Source organism: Fodinisporobacter ferrooxydans (assembly GCF_022818495.1).
GTDB classification, from domain to species: Bacteria; Bacillota; Bacilli; order Tumebacillales; family MYW30-H2; genus Fodinisporobacter; species Fodinisporobacter ferrooxydans.
In genome coordinates, this window is sequence record NZ_CP089291.1 from 1,895,556 (window position 1) to 1,910,616 (window position 15,061).

Consider the following 15,061-nt stretch of genomic DNA (forward strand, 5'->3'; position numbering starts at 1 on the left):
TTTTCATCGTATTCTTTAGTGGGTGAGGTGTATGAAGATGACCAAATATATCACAAATATCAACCACATCCTAGACATACCTGAACAAGAACGCCTCATGCTGAAGGAGGTTACCGAAAAATACGCATTTCGTGTAAATGAGTATTATTTGCAGTTGATCAACTGGCAAGATCCCGACGATCCGATTAAGAAGTTGATTATTCCTAGCATAAATGAATTGGATGAATACGGAGATTGGGATGCATCCGATGAAGAGAGTAATTATGTTGCTCCCGGCTGCCAACACAAATATCAGACAACGGCGCTTTTGCTCGTTTCCGAGGTATGTGGAGCGTATTGCAGATACTGCTTTCGCAAGCGGCTCTTTCAAGAGGATGTAACGGAAACGGTGTTGGATTGTAAAGAGGGGCTTGCGTATATTCATGAACATCCTGAAATCAACAATGTGCTGTTAACAGGTGGAGATCCTTTACTCTTATCAACAGCGCGAATCAGGAACCTGATACAGAGTTTGAGGCAAATGGACCATGTGCGGATCATTCGGTTTGGATCGAAACTGCCGGTCTTTGATCCGATGCGAATTTATAACGACAAAGAATTACTGGAAACGTTTCAGGAGTATTCTCAATTGGATCGCAGAATCTATGTTGTCACGCATGTGAGCCATCCCCGAGAGATCACAAATGAGGCTTTACAGTGTTTTGATGTTTTGCAAAAAGCCGGTGTAATTATGGTAAACCAAACCCCTATATTGCGTGGGATCAATGATGATGCGGATGTATTGGCAGAATTGTTAAATCGTCTTGCTTTTGCAGGAGTTACTCCTTACTATTTCTTTGTCAATCGTCCGGTCGTTGGCAATTCGGAATTTGTACTGCCTTTAAAGACAATATATCAACTAGTCGAACAAGCAAAAGCCAAGACATCCGGACTGGGCAAGAGAGTGCGGTTGGTTTTAAGCCATTCTTCCGGTAAAATAGAAATATTGGCGATGGAAGATGATACAGCGTATTTAAAATACCATCAAGCACGCAATGGGCAATACGGGAAGTTTATGGTATTGCCATGCCCGGATGATGCTGCGTGGTTTGACGATCTCACTACCAATGGTGAATATTTGAAAAAGGAATGGATTGATGTTGAAGGAGTTTGATCCTAAGGAGGATTTGATCTGAATACAGTTTTATTGAAAGATGGAATGTATAGCAAAACACTCGCTGTTGTACGTTCTTCTGGCGCACCGAATATACGTACAATTCTATTACTTGATTTTTAAACACTCATTGGAGGAGAAATCTCACGTACAGCTAGAATTCCCCCATTTTCTGATATAAAGGTAACGCCAATTCTAAGTCGGGAGACCGACGTTTCTTGTATAATTGATGGTTCCACAAACACTCAATATATTTTAGGCAATCGCAATCTGGTTGTACAGTTTCGTATGTTGATCAGCATTCGTTTTTCTTGAAGGATAATCTTTTTGCCCTTGAGTTCGGGGTTTGACTTGATGTAAATACTTTAAATAACATAGTTTTTATCAAGAAGTATAAATTCTCCTTTTGGTGAAAAACTATGTTTTAATAATGATCCCGATCTATCGTGAATGGGAGTGTAATGCGGATAATGGAACTCATCGCTTCCTTGTGGGCACTGCTTTCGGTTTTTTGTGTAGTTTGGTTAGTGGATGATTTACGTCGTCAACCGGAAATTATGAATATGATGAAGGTGGCCTGGATACTGATTACCTTTTATTTAGGCCCCATTGGGCTTATCATTTATGTAACAAGTTGCAGGGAGCCAGAACCAGGCACCCACGAATCATTCGTTGCACCTATGTGGAAGCAAGCGGTTGGGTCGTTGATCCATTGTGTTGCCGGAGATGCTTTAGGTATTGTTGCGGCTTCAGTTGTGACCGCCGAACTTGGCACACCGATGTATGTAGATATGATTGTGGAGTATGTAATTGGTTTTTTGGTGGGGTGGCTTCTCTTTCAAACCATTCCTATTATGCACATGAACAAGATTTCTTTTCAGGAAGCCATTCAAACCGGTTTTTTGGCAGAATTTCTGTCGCTTACTTTCATGGTGATGGGGATGTTCCCAGCGATGTATTACTTGATGAATGTATGGTCAGTTATGTCTCCATGGTCACCGGGATTTTGGTTTGTCATGTCCATCAGTATATTGATTGGTTCGATCATTGCATATCCAATCAATTGGTGGATGGTTAGTAAAGGAATGAAGCATGGAATGGGCAGTTCCCATGTAATGGGGCATGGGGGAACCCATTCCACCCATTCTATGCAGCATGAACAATCGGATGATTGAATGAAACGTTTAGTCAAAATCACGTGAATTCGAATCTCAATTCTCTATTTAACAAACTAGCCACGGAGCAAAGAAGATTTATTACAAATTACAAGGAACAGGAACTCTGTCGCCAGCAACCCTATTTGGATTACCAAAATGGTAAGATCAGACAACATCCCAATGAACATAATACCCATGGCTACTCCCATAACGACAGAGAGAATCACCTCCACCATATCCAACATTTCCATCCGTTGAGTGATCCAGATGCTTGCGATTCCGATCGTCACTAAAGTAATGATCGCTCCAACTGTTTTGCTTCCGGTTGTCAATTCCACCAACATGGCAAAAGAGAATGACAGTGCCATGGAATTCCCCATACAAAGGCGCATCAAGGCATGGTTCGATGAATGTTTATTATTTTGTCCGTTCAATAGGAGGTAACAAACAATAAATCCTATCACAGAAGCCAAAAACGGTGTCACAACAATCAGTATCGTCCTCATCCCCTCATATAGAAGATAATACTATGTATATTCCGAACGAAAAGAAATTTGTCCATTCTGGCAGGCAAATCTAGTGAATTATTTTTAAATGTGAGTTTCTAGAGATAAAAAACGATTAGAAAATCGAATTGGATGCTTGTTTATAAATGTGAAAGAAGCCAGAGTTTCTATGCAAACAAGAATTCTGGCTTCAGTGAAGAAATATAGATAACTTCTAGTTTAGCAATGTTTTACTGAGAAGTACTGGTTGTATTTCGACGGATTTTCTGGAAGCAATCCTCTTAGCTTGTCCAATTAGTTCAATATTTGTTTTGCATATACTAAGTTTTTCGCAAACCAAGTACCTTCCATTGGTTCGTATGTAACTTTACCTCGTCCGCCACCTTCTTGAATAATATAATGTTTCCCATTTATTTCGCCAGCGTACATACCGAGATGTCCGCCACCGCCGCTCGTTGACTGATTGATGGAGCCATCCCCGGGGTCAGCAGGGTTCGTGAAAAATAACAAATCGCCGACTTGCAGATTTTTAAACTTGTCGTTTGGATCGAGAATGACCTGTCTGCCAATGTTTGTATCGTATCGTTGTTGGCGACTGGAGGAAGAGAACTTAATTCCCACAGCAGTTTTATAAACCCATGAGGTAAAATTTGAGCAGTCAAAAGCTACACCAGGGATCTGCTTTCCATATACCCACTTAACGCCAATTTGAGATTTTGCTATCTCCAATACTTTTTGCTGCTGTTGGGTCAGCGTTAGGGATTGTTGGGAAGGCTGTGTTGCTGGAGGTTGGGCTTGCTGAACGACAGGATTTGTTGTGAGTGCTGGTGATACAGATCCACTAACTACCTTTGAATATTTCGGGTTTGTTGTGATATAAACATCTTTTCCGCCTACTCTTATGTCATACCACCAATTATTTACTTTCTTGACTAATGGTGCTTTTTCACCCAGTTCCAATCGTCCAACGACTGGACTCGATACACTTGGTTGTCTGTGATAGGAAACCCATCCAGTATTCGTTGCTATGTATTGTGGCATGTCAGAATTGGCAAATGCCGGGCTTGCAATTGAAGCAGCCATTACAACCGCCATAGGTGTACCAAAAGCTAGCAATTTACTTTTTTTTAACACTGGATTCTCTCCTTTAGTAGCCTGCGAGGTTAGCTGACGGGTTCGGATAAAAGGTCCCCGATCACAAATGTGTGATTTTACCCCAAATATTGGTTCCCCCGTGTTCGTAAAGAACTTCGGCTTGGTTTTGTTGAAAGTCTACCATAGGCAGTCAACCCGTTTCATTACACAAAGTTTGGCAATTGTAAAAACCAAGTAAAAGTAACCGGTTTTAAGTAACAGCATATAGGCAAGAGGAATGTTCTTGAAGAATGTGTGAGAGTGTATTGTGATGGACACTTTATTTGTACGGCTACAATATTTAGCGAATGTAAATTAAAGTGAATGTCATAACTACAGGGATTGAAATCAATAAAAAACGTAAAATTAGCTTAGTTTTAATTTTAATGGTAGGTTAATGAAAAAACTAGTTCCAATTCCCACTTCGCTCTCTACTCGAACTTTTCCGCCATGATTTTCTATAACCCAACGAGCGATAGACAAACCTAGACCTGTTCCTTCAGAAGTTCGATTTCGTGCTTTATCTCCCCTAAAAAAGCAATCAAATATATATGGTAAATCATCTTTTGGGATTCCAATTCCATTATCTTTGATTACAATTTTGGCAGTTGCTCCAATATGTTCGCATGAAACTGTAACATGTCCTCCAACTTTTGTGTATTTTAAAGCGTTGTCCAACAAAATAACAAACATTTGGTGAAGGCGTTCCTTGTCTCCGTTAATTTTAATGGGACTCTCGATTGAGGTATAAATTTGAATATCCTTCATCCTTGACATTTCTTGAAAGTCTTGAACCACTCGTTTCAAAATGTCATCTAAATACACTGTTTGTATCATGATTTGTAATCGGTTCGAATCGGTTCGAGCAAGAAGCAATAGTTCTTCAATTAGTTTATGCATACGCCTTGTTTCCCCAATGATGTTTGCAATATGTTCACTTTCTTGTTCAATTGTATGATCTGGATGACGAAACAACCGTTCCAAGTATAATTTTATCACTGTGAGTGGTGTACGTAATTCATGAGAAGCATCTGCAGCAAATTGTTGCTGTTTGTTCCAAGAGCGTTGTATAGGAATTAAAGCCCTGTTAGCTAAAAACAACCCTATAAAAAATGCAACCCCTATACTGATACTTCCGCTAACCAAGATAACAATGAGTAAGCTATCAAACATTTCCTCTAAAGGCTCGATATTCTCAATAATTTGAACGGCATTTATATGGGAGAGTGGCATATCAAGGCGATCCTCTTGATTGAAATGGATAGTAAATAAACGATACGTTTGCGAACTTAGATCTACAGTTTGAATAGTTGATTTACCCAATTTTGATTTTAGTTTACGAATATCTTCTGGGTATATAGAATTTGATGGGAGTTGTAATAGAACTTGTCCTTTATCATTCCAAAAAATATAGGAATATCTGCGATCGATACCCCTTTCCCCGCTCTTTGGATAAAATAGATCTCTGAAATGTATTTGTTTCAAATGCGAAGCGAAAGAACGCATCATCATATCACCTTGATTATACATTCGATGTTTCATATAAAAATAAGTTGTAGCACCAAAACCATTTAATATGATAAAAAAAACAATGGAATTTAATAGTATCAGCCGAATCCGAGTTTGTTTAAACATATATATTCTTCCTTTTTGTAAGGGTAAATTGATTTCTTTGAAGGTGACGACTCCCCATGCTTTAAGTAGGGGCTTCTCAGATCATCGGGGTTCGTAACCTCACCCCTCCTTGAAGGCTCCGTCCGAGCCTGTTGCTGTTTTGGTTACGATGCTTTTTGCAATGCCAGATTCAAAATATTGATCGCCGCATTTTGGTCACGGTCTGCCACGTAGCCACAATGTGGGCACTCGTGAAGCGAACAGCCGGAGTTTTCTTTACAATCTCATCGCAATTTGAGCATCGTTGGGATGTGTTGTATGGATTCACTTGCACCACTTGACGACCGGCACTTTCAGCCTTGTATGTCACGAATTGCACGAGTTGGTTCCATCCTGCATCCGAGATACTATTGGCAAGATGATGGTTCTTGACCATATCTTGCACGTTTAAGTCTTCAAAGGCAATGAGTTGGTATTGATTCACCAATTGCTTTGCTACCTTATGGGCGTAGTCTTTTCGTTGGTTCGCTACTTTCTCATGTTGCTTTGCTAAAACTCGAACGGCTTTCTTTCTACGTTTTGATCCCTTTTTCTTGCGGGATACTTGGCGTTGCAGATATTTCAATCGTTTTTCGTTTTTTCGCAGATACTTTGGCGAATCAGAAAACTGTCCATCTGATGTGATGGCAAGGTGCTTAACACCAAGATCAACGCCGATTTGCTTTTCTGTGGGTGGCAGTGGTTGGGCTTCGACTTCGCAAGATAGGCAAGCGTAGAACCTGCCATTTTTGACGATGATGGTGCAAGTTTTGATTTTGCCTTGCGGCTAGGCGGTGCAATTTGATTTTTATATCGCCAATCTTGGATAGTTTCAGTTTGTTTCCAACGATTGCATAGCCGCCTTGTGGATAGGTGAATGAATCATAGCGCGTTACAGGTTTGAAGCGTGGGAAGCCTGGTTTTTCTCCCGCTTTCACCCTGTGAAAGAACGCTTGAAACGCTTTATCCAGTCGTTTTGCAACATCTTGCAACATCTTGCAACATCTTGCAACATCTTGCAACATCTTGCAACACTTGCGAATGCATTTGTTTGAGCGTCGGAATGTGTTGTTTGCGTTCATTAAAGGTATTTGCTTGGTCGTAGTAGTTGAGAGTTTTGCCTGTTTCTTTGTACGCAAGAATTCGTTCTTCCAGCAATCGATTGTACAGGAGTCGGCAACGTTCCAAAATGTATAGAATCTTGGCTTGTTGTTCTTTAGTTGGATACAGGCGGTATTTGTAGGAAATCCGCATTTACTTCTCTCCTTTTAACGAATTTTATCTGCTTTTATTCTAACAAGCATAGAAATTCGTCGCGAGAGGAGGAGCGAAAGTATATGATTTTTTCACCCCGACAGGGGATCAAAAATCATTCACCTTATATCTCCATATCTAAAGAAAAGGGCTTTACGGCGTATCAGATAACAAGCAATCGTTGAATTTTTCCATTGGAAATCAAAATCCCGTAAAGCCCCCATACAGTTTGATTAACCAAGAAGTAATTAAAGGCATTCTATTAAAATAAAGCAGTATTCCCATCAGGATCATAATCGCTCCACCGATTTTGCTGATACTGCCTGAGTATTTTCTTAACCATTTGGTGGAACCAAGTGAATAGGCAAGAATTAAAAATGGAATCGCAAAACCAAGTATGTAAAAGAACATCAATGTCATTCCACTCACGGGTTGGGAAGCAGCCAAAATCAATACGGATGCGAGAATAGGGCCAATACAAGGAGTCCAACCAGCTGCAAAGCTAATACCGACAAGGATAGCTCCAAGATAACTTGCTGGTTTGGATGGGATCATCCATTTCTTTTCTTTCATTAAAAAGTCAATTTTCAAAAAACCTAACATGAAGAGTCCCATAGCTACGACGATAACACCGCCTATTTGGCTGATTAGGATTCGATTTTGGGAAAATAATGTACCCACAAAATTGGCAGACATCCCTAACGCAATAAAAATAATCGAAAATCCAAGAACAAAAAATAATGAATGAAAAAGGGCTCTGCGCCGGATATCCGAAGTGATGAACTGACAATCTGTCTGAAACGATATACCTGAAATGTAAGAGATATAGGAAGGATAAAGGGGCAAACAACAAGGTGAGACAAATGACAAAAGACCAGCTAAAAAGGCGAGCCAAATCGAAGGATTCGCAGTACTCATAGCCATACCCCCACTACATTTTGTAGATATAAAAGTATCTTATAAAAGGATGGGGGAACTTGTCAAACGTCGATTCAATGCGGTTTGAATTCTTGATTTCAATTAAAAGGTATTGAAAACATATTTTGGTCAATATTTATAAGAAGAAAGTTTCGAAAGAAAAATGACAGTTGATAAGAAATTTTCTAAAGCATTATGTTGCATACGGTATATGGGTATAGTATACTGTCGTTGAGACCGAGGAGGAGTGATATGGAGAATACGATCGAATTGCAAGGCTCAACAAGAAAAAGTCACCATTCCGATAAGGTCAAAACCAATCTGGTGAATCGCTTAAATCGGATTGAAGGTCAAATTCGCGGCGTAAAGGGTATGATTGAAAAAGATGTTTATTGTGATGATATTTTAAACCAAGTTTCAGCCATTCAATCGGCTCTCAATGCGGTGGGCAAACTCCTGTTGGAAGGCCATATGAAATCATGCGTAATCGAGCGGATTCAGCAAGGAGACAATGAAGTCATCGATGAATTGTTAGCAACAATGAATAAACTAATAAAATAACATTTGCCATGGAGGTTGAACAATCATGCAACAAGTCGTATTACATGTTGAAGGCATGTCCTGTAATCATTGTGTCAATGCAATTGAAGGCGCATTAAAAAAAGCCGGAGCAACAGGCAAGGTCAGTTTGGAAAACAAAACGGTTGCTGTTGAATTCGATGCATCCAAAGTCACTTTGGATGCAATAAAAGAAGCAATTGAAGATCAAGGATATGATGTTGCTGAATCATAAAAAACTGATTTGGAAATCATTTGAAAAGGAGTCATGATGGAATGACTCCTTTTTTCAAAGATGCAAATGCGCAATCAAGTATGTATTTTAATAAAGATGTATCCTATTTGTGTGGTGATAACAATGGATCAACAACTCGCATTAAAACAGTCAACTCTTAAGATTTCCGGCATGACTTGTGCCGCCTGTGCCAACCGGATTGAAAAAGGCCTGAAAAAGACGGAAGGAGTCACAGATGCAAATGTAAACTTTGCATTGGAACAGGCTTCTGTGACGTTTGACCCGAATCAAACAAGCTTCGAAAAAATGGAACAAAAAGTGGAGCAATTGGGATACAAAGTGGTCAAAGATACTGCAGAGCTGCAATTGTCCGGCATGACTTGCGCAGCCTGCGCCAACCGGATTGAAAAAGGATTGAACAAATTGCCAGGTGTGACGAAAGCAACCGTTAACTTTGCGTTGGAAACGGCACATGTGGAATACAATTCGGCGGAAGTCACCATTTCCGATATGGTTCGAAAAGTTGAGGACCTTGGCTATCAAGCGGTTACGAAGGAAGAGCAGTCAGATGCGCAGCAAGACTACAGACAAAAAGAAATTACGCGGCAAAAAAGAAAATTTATTGTTTCTGTGATCCTATCCTTGCCACTGCTTTGGACGATGGTCAGTCATTTCTCATTTACATCGTTTCTTTGGGTTCCGGCGTTTCTGATGTATCCATTCGTACAATTTTTGTTTGCGACACCTGTGCAATTCATTATTGGCAAACAGTTTTATGTCGGGGCCTATAAAGCGCTCCGCAATAAAAGTGCAAATATGGATGTCTTGGTGGCACTCGGGACATCGGCCGCATACTTTTACAGCTTGTACATGACCGTGATTCATCTGAACGAGCCGTTCATGATGCAGGATACGTATTATGAAACAAGCGCAGTTCTCATCACCTTGATTATTCTCGGCAAGCTTTTTGAAGCGATGGCAAAAGGACGATCTTCCGAAGCCATTAAGAAGCTGATGGGCTTGCAAGCCAAAACCGCAATCGTCATGAGAAATGGCGAAGAAGTCAACATACCGGTCGAAGAAGTAGTCGTGAGTGATATTGTGCTGGTTCGCCCGGGAGAGAAAGTGCCTGTTGACGGCGAGGTAATCGACGGCAGGACTGCGATCGATGAATCGATGTTGACGGGAGAAAGCCTGCCGGTGGAGAAACAACCGGGCGATACGGTGATTGGGTCGACCGTCAACAAAAATGGCGTGATCAAAATCAAAGCAACAAAAGTTGGAAAAGAAACAGCATTGGCGCAAATCATTAAAGTGGTAGAAGAAGCGCAAGGATCCAAAGCTCCCATTCAGAGGGTTGCGGATGTCATTTCCGGCATTTTTGTTCCGATTGTCGTTGGGATTGCACTGCTTACATTTTTGATCTGGTATTTTTGGGTCGATCCGTATGCCTTTGCGAATGCGTTGGAAAAAGCAATTGCAGTCCTCGTTATCGCTTGCCCGTGTGCCCTTGGCCTTGCAACGCCCACATCGATCATGGCCGGGTCGGGAAGAGCCGCGGAACTTGGCATTTTGTTTAAAGGTGGAGAACATTTAGAGACAACACATAAGATCAATACCATTTTATTAGATAAAACAGGTACCATCACAAAAGGAAAGCCGGAACTGACAGATGTGATGCCGGAATCGCTGGAAGAATCAACACTTTTGTCACTTGTGGCAAGTGCCGAAAAAAATTCTGAGCACCCCTTGGCGGAAGCGATAGTTGCAGGTGCTGCCGACCGTGGGATCATATGCAAAGACACCAACGACTTCGAAGCGATTCCAGGTTTCGGAGTTCGCGCTCAGATCGATGGGCAAGATGTGATAGTCGGAACCACAAAATTAATGGAACGCTATCAAGTAGAAGTTTCGGAACATGCATCGGAACAAAAAACACAACTGGAGACGGCAGGGAAAACGGTCATGCTGGCTGCCGTTGACGGCAATTACGCCGGATTTGTGGCAGTCGCGGATACGGTCAAGGAAACATCCAAAGCGGCTATCCTGCGTCTGAAGCAGTTGGGAATTGACGTATATATGATTACGGGGGATAACGAACGAACCGCCAAGGCGATTGCAGAGCAGGTTGGCATTGACCATGTCCGGGCGGAAGTATTGCCGGAAGGAAAAGCGGCGGAAGTGGAAAAACTGCAGAAAGAAGGTAAGATCGTCGCGATGGTCGGGGACGGCATCAACGATGCGCCGGCACTTGCAAAAGCCGATATCGGGATTGCGATCGGCACAGGTACGGATATCGCGATGGAAGCCGCCGATGTCACGATCATGCGCGGAGATTTGCAAAGCATTCCGGATGCGATTCGGATGAGCAAGAAAACCATGACCAATATTCGCCAAAACCTGTTTTGGGCGCTGGTATATAATTCACTCGGGATTCCGGTTGCCGCGCTTGGATTTTTGGCGCCATGGATTGCCGGCGCCGCAATGGCATTCAGCTCCGTATCTGTCGTGTTAAATGCGCTGCGTTTGCAACGGGTTCGACTTTAGTTGTCGACCATGAATGGATACATCGAAATCCGAATATAGTAAATAACGGAATTTTTAAAGATCTACACTATGTGTGGAAGCGCGTCGGAAAATGGGTTTCCTAAAATTCAAGATTTGATAAAGAAGCAGGCATCAGACAACACTGTTTGCCTGCTGTTACTATTCGATCATGAGTATGAGTGTGTCGATAACGAGCCGTGTATTTTGTAGTATACTGTTAGAGAAATGCAATATTTGAATATTGAGGAGTAGTTATGAGGGTCTTCGCGAACATATGCATTCTCTTCCTTTTTTTTATTTTGCTGTTCAATGTATCAAGAAGTACATTGAACAGTAAAAATACTACAGGCATTTCAGCCGATATGACCAAGCAAAGCGCAACGAAAGAAAATAAGAATCCTTTCACCTTCTTAAAGGGTGTTCCATCGAAAAGTGATAAAAATAAACCGGTAACTTTGGATAATGCTAATAAAAAGGAAAAAGATACAAAAGAAACAATCGATTCTATCCGTATATCGAACATCGACAGAACAAATAAAAACGTTGATACATATGGTTACTTTCCAATTGATACGTATAAAGAATTCACAACAGAATCAAATGGCAATCGTTTTTTGAATCAATATATTGGAGAGAGGCTTGTTGAAGGTAACAATGTTTTTATTAAAAGTACCCAAATTGTAGTATCAAATCATACGTTAGATCATCAAGTAAGCTATGAATTATATACGATTCACAACAATCATGATATTCTCAAGGTGGGTTTTATTGATACGGCAGGAGAGGTATCATGGAGTCGTCTTTCAGAACCTGTACTGATGGGACAAATGCAAATAGGAAAAGACTATGATTTTCATTTAGATCAACACTCCCTTCTAGAAATAATCCCAAAATGGTTTGCAGACCTTGAAATATCCGGAACGAAATTTAATCGATGTTTAGCGGTTGATGAAGTTCGATTCATAAACTTTAATAGCAAAAAAACTCCGATTTTATTTAAAAGAACATATTACTGCAAGGGGATTGGCAGTGTATTGACCGTGATGAATCAGACGAATGGTCATGATTTAAATACTATTACAAAAAATGATAATTCCGTAGAATATTTTATTGGAATGGGAATCCAAGGCAATCAGTAAGTACTGAATTTTTCATTTTTGAAAAAAGGGTGAAGTGATCGATTCGATAGAAAAATTAAAATTGGCTTTAACACCAACCTCGTTAGAATATTTGAAAAATATAAGCGGAAAATTACATATTCATTTATGGGTAAAACGTGATGATTTAACGGTGATATCGTGACCGGCGGTAACAAAATTCGAAAATTAGAATATATACTAGCGGATGCAAAGGAAAAAGGCGCGGATACCATTGTAACAACGGGTGGTTTGCAATCGAATCACACGAAAATTACTGCCGCATTCGCCATAAAATTAGGATTTAAACCTATTCTATTGTTAAATGGTAGGGAACCTGAAGTCAAAAAGGCAAATCTGTTTATTAATGATCTATTAGGTGTCGAAGTACGTTATATACAAGTTGGAAACCAAAAAGAAATGAATCAGGCATTGGATATGGTGGCACGGAAATTAAAAGAAGAAGGGAAAAGACCATATGTCATCCCTGTAGGCGGTTCCAAAGGATTAGGTAGTCTGGGATATATCGATGCGTATCATGAGCTGGAATCGCAACGAAGGAAAATGAACCTGAACTTTGATTGGGAATTCATCACGACTGGATCTGGTGGCACATTTGCAGGAATCTATATGGGGCATCTCATTCATGGATCGGAATCAAAATTGGTTGGCGTGAGTCCTTGGCTTCCTGCTGGTGAGATTAGAGACCAGATCATCGACTGCATCAACGAGGGAGCAAAGTACATGGATCACTCGTTTCTACGTTATAGTAGTAAGGTGGATCCTTTGACTATACATATAGACGATCAGTTTATTGGAGAAGGATATGGGAAACCTACTAGAGCGGGAATGCATGCTCTCAAATTAATTGCTTTTACCGAAGGTATATTACTTGATCATGTTTACACAGCTAAAACGATGGCCTGTCTTCTTCATTATGTAGAAACAGGAATCATTGAAAAAAAAAGTAAATATTATTTTGGCATACTGGTGCCGCAGCAGGGCTGTTTACTTTAGACGAACAATGGAGCAACCATTAATGATGGAACAGCAACATGAGAAATGTGTAGAAATCTTTTCGATTAAACATGGTTCATTAAATGGAAAGCAAAAAATAAAAGCCGATGAATTCTTGAAGGAAACATCGGCTTCTTTTCATCACTTCAAATAGTTCCAAGGATTCACATAATTCATTTTTCCGTTAGTAATACCTGTTGCAACTGAAAAGTGCAAATGGGGACCGGTAGATTGCCCATCACTTCCAACAGCCGCAATTTTTTGCCCGGCCTTGACACGTTCGCCTGGCTTGACGAATAATCCGTTCCCGTACATATGACCATAGACGGACATCACTCCGCCTGGGTGTTGAATTACGATCCAATGTCCAAAGCCAGCAGCTGATCCCGCAAACAGGACAACTCCATCAGCTACTGCTGTAATGGGTGTATTCATTGGGGCAGCAATATCGATTCCATTATGAAACTCGTTAGCGCCTCCAAAATCACGCCAGCCATACTCTGATGAAATAACATGAGAGGATGGCAATGGCCATTGCCATGTACCAGTCCCTTGTTGGGATTGCGTAGTGTTGGAATCACCCTGGGATTGCTGTTGTATCGTTGTTTGGATCTGTGCAGCAATCTGATCGAGTGCGGCTTGGTCAGCAGCTAATGTTTTCTGTTCTTTTACACGCTCATTTTGAACCTGCACCAGGGCAGCTTGTTTCTGTTTTTTCTCTTGAACTTGCGTCTGCTTTAAAAGCATCAATTGTTGATATTGCTGTTGACGCTGTTGTTGATCGTTAGTCAACTGTACCTGTTGCTGGTTTAGTAATTGTCGTTTCTGCCTAACTTGATCCAGGATTTTCTTGTCCTGTTGTGCAATGATACTTAAAGTTGACAATCGATCCATAAAATCAGAAAAACTGGTGGAGGATACAATTACATCCAAATAGGAAATTGTTCCATTTTCATACATGACATGAATACGTTTTTTCAGCAAATCATTCTGCAATTCTAAGGCTTTTTGATTTTGTGCAATTTTATTTTTCATATCAGCAATATCCTGATCCATTTTTTTGAGATAATTTTCTGTATCAGAAATTTTTTGTTTTATCGTTAACAAATTACTACCAATGGAAGAAATTTGGTTCTCTAAAGTGTTCTCCTGACCTTTTAATTCATTGATGTGTTGTTGACGTTGCGATTGATTTTGTTGGATTTGTTGATATTGCTGTTTTATATCTTGAAGTTGGTCAGCAGCTGAAATGGATGGGAAAAATACTTCGGTTGCCAAAAACGAAAATAGGACAGTACTTGTAATAGACTTATATAATTTTTTCATTACAAAGCTTGTTTCCCCTTTCTTGTCAAAGTGCAGGTATATATTTCGACAAAAAATTCGCAACTCCTTTGAGATTTTTGTTGAATGACTACAAAATGTAGTTTAGAATGGCTTTATTCGGATCAAAACTAGTAAGAATAGATTCATTCATGGGAACTTTTGAGGGAATGGCAGATTAAGTTCGGGTTAATGAATAGAAATGACAAACAGGCTGAACATGATTTCTATTTTCATCAATTTAAGATAAAGTTGAGGGATTCAAGCATGAAAAAGAAATTCACATTTGTATTGGTTGGAGCTATACTAGCAGGGTTTCTTACTGGCTGTGGAACTAAAAGTGATCAGAAAATGGATCCTAATATGAAAGGTATAAATCATAGCAATATGCAAATGGATAATGGAAATAAAAAGTAAACAAAATTTTGTTTAAATGACAGGGTGTAATCCCTGTCTTTTTGTAGAACTTT

At 40.2% G+C, this 15,061-nt stretch carries 16 protein-coding genes, 1 pseudogene and 1 riboswitch; of the genes and pseudogenes, 8 read left to right on the plus strand and 9 right to left on the minus strand.

The features are described from left to right. Nucleotides 1-31 precede the first annotated feature (31 nt). Both LSG31_RS09140 and LSG31_RS09145 read left to right on the plus strand, forming a co-directional pair. The gene (locus LSG31_RS09140) at nt 32-1,153 is read left to right on the plus strand and encodes a KamA family radical SAM protein (RefSeq protein WP_347438981.1); all 1,122 of its coding nucleotides are present in this window, start codon (nt 32-34) and stop codon (nt 1,151-1,153) included. A gap of 470 nt (nt 1,154-1,623) precedes the next feature. Continuing rightward, a complete protein-coding gene (locus tag LSG31_RS09145) occupies nt 1,624-2,328 on the plus strand; it encodes a DUF4396 domain-containing protein (protein WP_347438982.1) in 705 nt (234 codons plus the stop codon). A gap of 56 nt (nt 2,329-2,384) precedes the next feature. On the opposite strand, the gene LSG31_RS09150 is transcribed toward LSG31_RS09145, so the two are convergent. The 8 genes and pseudogenes from LSG31_RS09150 to LSG31_RS09180 form a co-directional block, all read right to left on the minus strand. Next, nucleotides 2,385-2,678, minus strand: coding sequence for a hypothetical protein (locus tag LSG31_RS09150; RefSeq protein WP_347438983.1), 294 nt, complete (start codon nt 2,676-2,678; stop codon nt 2,385-2,387). Between the two features lie 432 nt (nt 2,679-3,110). Further along, nucleotides 3,111-3,950: a C40 family peptidase gene (locus tag LSG31_RS09155; protein WP_347438984.1), complete on the minus strand. Its 840-nt coding sequence runs from the start codon at nt 3,948-3,950 to the stop codon at nt 3,111-3,113. Between the two features lie 3 nt (nt 3,951-3,953). Next, a riboswitch (cyclic di-AMP (ydaO/yuaA leader) is annotated at nt 3,954-4,082 on the minus strand. 234 nt (nt 4,083-4,316) lie between these two features. Then, on the minus strand, nt 4,317-5,585 hold the full coding sequence (locus LSG31_RS09160; protein ID WP_347438985.1) for a sensor histidine kinase: 1,269 nt from the start codon (nt 5,583-5,585) through the stop codon (nt 4,317-4,319). 143 nt (nt 5,586-5,728) lie between these two features. Beyond that, nucleotides 5,729-5,794 carry a hypothetical protein gene (locus tag LSG31_RS23315; protein ID WP_430734272.1) on the minus strand — a complete coding sequence of 22 codons (66 nt, stop codon included), beginning with the start codon at nt 5,792-5,794 and terminating at the stop codon, nt 5,729-5,731. A 56-nt stretch (nt 5,795-5,850) separates the two neighbouring features. Further along, nucleotides 5,851-6,378: pseudogene (locus LSG31_RS09165) on the minus strand (RNA-guided endonuclease InsQ/TnpB family protein); the annotation flags it as partial. Beyond that, complete coding sequence (locus LSG31_RS09170) at nt 6,272-6,598, minus strand: hypothetical protein (protein WP_347438986.1); 327 nt, start codon at nt 6,596-6,598, stop codon at nt 6,272-6,274. The pseudogene LSG31_RS09165 and the gene LSG31_RS09170, both read right to left, overlap by 107 nt. Further along, complete coding sequence (locus LSG31_RS09175; RefSeq protein ID WP_347438987.1) at nt 6,567-6,857, minus strand: helix-turn-helix domain-containing protein; 291 nt, start codon at nt 6,855-6,857, stop codon at nt 6,567-6,569. The genes LSG31_RS09170 and LSG31_RS09175 overlap by 32 nt, the downstream gene beginning before the upstream one ends. A 201-nt stretch (nt 6,858-7,058) precedes the next feature. Continuing rightward, nucleotides 7,059-7,781 (minus strand): cytochrome c biogenesis CcdA family protein, encoded by a 723-nt coding sequence (locus LSG31_RS09180; protein ID WP_347438988.1) that lies wholly within the window; start codon nt 7,779-7,781, stop codon nt 7,059-7,061. Between the two features lie 246 nt (nt 7,782-8,027). Between LSG31_RS09180 and LSG31_RS09185 the strand changes: the two genes are divergently transcribed. The 5 genes from LSG31_RS09185 to LSG31_RS09205 all read left to right on the plus strand — a co-directional run bounded on the left by LSG31_RS09185 (nt 8,028) and on the right by LSG31_RS09205 (nt 13,268). Continuing rightward, a complete protein-coding gene (locus tag LSG31_RS09185; RefSeq protein WP_347438989.1) occupies nt 8,028-8,336 on the plus strand; it encodes a metal-sensitive transcriptional regulator in 309 nt (102 codons plus the stop codon). A 25-nt stretch (nt 8,337-8,361) separates the two neighbouring features. Beyond that, entirely contained in the window at nt 8,362-8,568 is a 207-nt protein-coding gene (locus tag LSG31_RS09190; protein WP_347437604.1) for a copper ion binding protein, read from the plus strand. Between the two features lie 123 nt (nt 8,569-8,691). Beyond that, nucleotides 8,692-11,115 carry a heavy metal translocating P-type ATPase gene (locus tag LSG31_RS09195; protein ID WP_347437603.1) on the plus strand — a complete coding sequence of 808 codons (2,424 nt, stop codon included), beginning with the start codon at nt 8,692-8,694 and terminating at the stop codon, nt 11,113-11,115. A gap of 326 nt (nt 11,116-11,441) precedes the next feature. Further along, nucleotides 11,442-12,254 carry a hypothetical protein gene (locus tag LSG31_RS09200; protein ID WP_347438990.1) on the plus strand — a complete coding sequence of 271 codons (813 nt, stop codon included), beginning with the start codon at nt 11,442-11,444 and terminating at the stop codon, nt 12,252-12,254. A gap of 159 nt (nt 12,255-12,413) precedes the next feature. Then, nucleotides 12,414-13,268, plus strand: coding sequence for a 1-aminocyclopropane-1-carboxylate deaminase/D-cysteine desulfhydrase (locus LSG31_RS09205; protein ID WP_347438991.1), 855 nt, complete (start codon nt 12,414-12,416; stop codon nt 13,266-13,268). Between the two features lie 141 nt (nt 13,269-13,409). Here LSG31_RS09205 and LSG31_RS09210 read toward each other — a convergent pair whose 3' ends face one another. Further along, on the minus strand, nt 13,410-14,594 hold the full coding sequence (locus tag LSG31_RS09210; RefSeq protein WP_347438992.1) for a murein hydrolase activator EnvC family protein: 1,185 nt from the start codon (nt 14,592-14,594) through the stop codon (nt 13,410-13,412). A 264-nt stretch (nt 14,595-14,858) separates the two neighbouring features. Between LSG31_RS09210 and LSG31_RS09215 the strand changes: the two genes are divergently transcribed. Next, the gene (locus LSG31_RS09215; RefSeq protein ID WP_347438993.1) at nt 14,859-15,008 is read left to right on the plus strand and encodes a hypothetical protein; all 150 of its coding nucleotides are present in this window, start codon (nt 14,859-14,861) and stop codon (nt 15,006-15,008) included. Nucleotides 15,009-15,061 lie beyond the last annotated feature (53 nt).

Coding starts and splice junctions, on each gene's coding strand:
- LSG31_RS09140 (WP_347438981.1), top strand. CDS start 32: ATGAAGATGACCAAATATATCACAAATATCAACCACATCCTAGACATA.
- LSG31_RS09145 (WP_347438982.1), top strand. CDS start 1,624: ATGGAACTCATCGCTTCCTTGTGGGCACTGCTTTCGGTTTTTTGTGTA.
- LSG31_RS09150 (WP_347438983.1), bottom strand. CDS start 2,678: ATGGCACTGTCATTCTCTTTTGCCATGTTGGTGGAATTGACAACCGGA.
- LSG31_RS09160 (WP_347438985.1), bottom strand. CDS start 5,585: ATGTTTAAACAAACTCGGATTCGGCTGATACTATTAAATTCCATTGTT.
- LSG31_RS09170 (WP_347438986.1), bottom strand. CDS start 6,598: ATGTTGCAAGATGTTGCAAAACGACTGGATAAAGCGTTTCAAGCGTTC.
- LSG31_RS09175 (WP_347438987.1), bottom strand. CDS start 6,857: ATGCGGATTTCCTACAAATACCGCCTGTATCCAACTAAAGAACAACAA.
- LSG31_RS09180 (WP_347438988.1), bottom strand. CDS start 7,781: ATGGCTATGAGTACTGCGAATCCTTCGATTTGGCTCGCCTTTTTAGCT.
- LSG31_RS09185 (WP_347438989.1), top strand. CDS start 8,028: ATGGAGAATACGATCGAATTGCAAGGCTCAACAAGAAAAAGTCACCAT.
- LSG31_RS09190 (WP_347437604.1), top strand. CDS start 8,362: ATGCAACAAGTCGTATTACATGTTGAAGGCATGTCCTGTAATCATTGT.
- LSG31_RS09195 (WP_347437603.1), top strand. CDS start 8,692: ATGGATCAACAACTCGCATTAAAACAGTCAACTCTTAAGATTTCCGGC.
- LSG31_RS09210 (WP_347438992.1), bottom strand. CDS start 14,594: ATGAAAAAATTATATAAGTCTATTACAAGTACTGTCCTATTTTCGTTT.
- LSG31_RS09215 (WP_347438993.1), top strand. CDS start 14,859: ATGAAAAAGAAATTCACATTTGTATTGGTTGGAGCTATACTAGCAGGG.